Annotated in this window: 1 protein-coding gene; it reads left to right on the top strand. The window is 67.7% G+C overall.

Going from position 1 to position 1,149, the window contains the following annotated elements:
• Nucleotides 1-1,149 (top strand): D-amino acid dehydrogenase (locus tag BLR24_RS30200; RefSeq protein WP_093024375.1); only part of this gene is annotated, 1,149 nt, incomplete at both ends.

Consider the following 1,149-nt stretch of genomic DNA (forward strand, 5'->3'; position numbering starts at 1 on the left):
GCCGAAACCAGCTTTGCCAATGGCGGGCAGATCTCCGTCAGCCATGCCGAACCCTGGGCCAACCCGAGCGCACCGCTCAAGGTGCTGCAATGGCTGGGCAGGGAAGACGCCCCGCTGCTCTTCCGCATCCGCGCGGACATGCGCCAGTGGCTCTGGGGTTTGCAGTTCTTGCGCGAATGCACCCCGGCACGCACGCGGCACAACATCGAGCAGATCGTGCGCCTGGGCACCTACAGCCGCGACACGCTGCAGCAGCTGCGCGCCGACACCGGCCTCCAATACGACCAGCGCACCCAGGGCATCCTGCACTTCTACACGACGCAGAAGGAGTTCGACGGTGCGCTCGCGCCGGCCGAGCAGATGCGGGCGCTCGGTTGCGAACGCCAAGTCATCTCGGCCGATGAGGCGGTGAAGATCGAGCCTGCGCTGGCCCACATCCGACCGCAACTGGCCGGTGCCACCTACACGGCCGAAGACGAATCCGGCGACGCCAACCGCTTCGCGCGCGAGCTGGTCGCGCTGGCGACGGCGGCGGGCGTGAAGTTCCTCATGAGCCACACCATCACGGCGCTGCGCGAGACCGGCGGCAGCATCGACCATGTCGAAGCCACCGACAGCGAAGGCCGCTTCCAGCGCATCCGGGGCGACGCCTTCGTGCTGGCGATGGGCTCGCTCAGCCCGATCGTTGCCGCGCCGCTGGGCATTCGGCTGCCGATCTATCCGGCCAAGGGCTATTCGGTGACGCTGCCCGTGAAGGATGCCTCCAAGGCGCACCAGGTTTCGCTCACCGACGACGAATACAAGCTCGTGTTCTCGCGCTACACCTCGGCCAGCGGCGACCGTCTGCGCATTGCCGGCACGGCCGAGCTCAACGGTTATGACCGCGACCTGAACCGCGTGCGCTGCGAGGCGATCGTGCGGCGGGTCGAAGAACTCTTCCCGGGGGCCGGTGATGCCTCGCAGGCCCAGTTCTGGACCGGCCTGCGTCCGGCGACGCCCAGCAACGTGCCGATGATCGGCAAGACGAAGCTGCCGAACCTGTATCTGAACACCGGCCACGGCACGCTGGGCTGGACGCATGCCTGCGGCTCGGGCAAGTCGATTGCGCGCATCGTGAGCGGGCTCGCGCCGGAGGTGGATTTCGCGTTC

The sequence above is a fragment of the Variovorax sp. OV700 genome, assembly GCF_900099805.1.
Lineage (GTDB): Bacteria > Pseudomonadota > Gammaproteobacteria > Burkholderiales > Burkholderiaceae_C > Variovorax.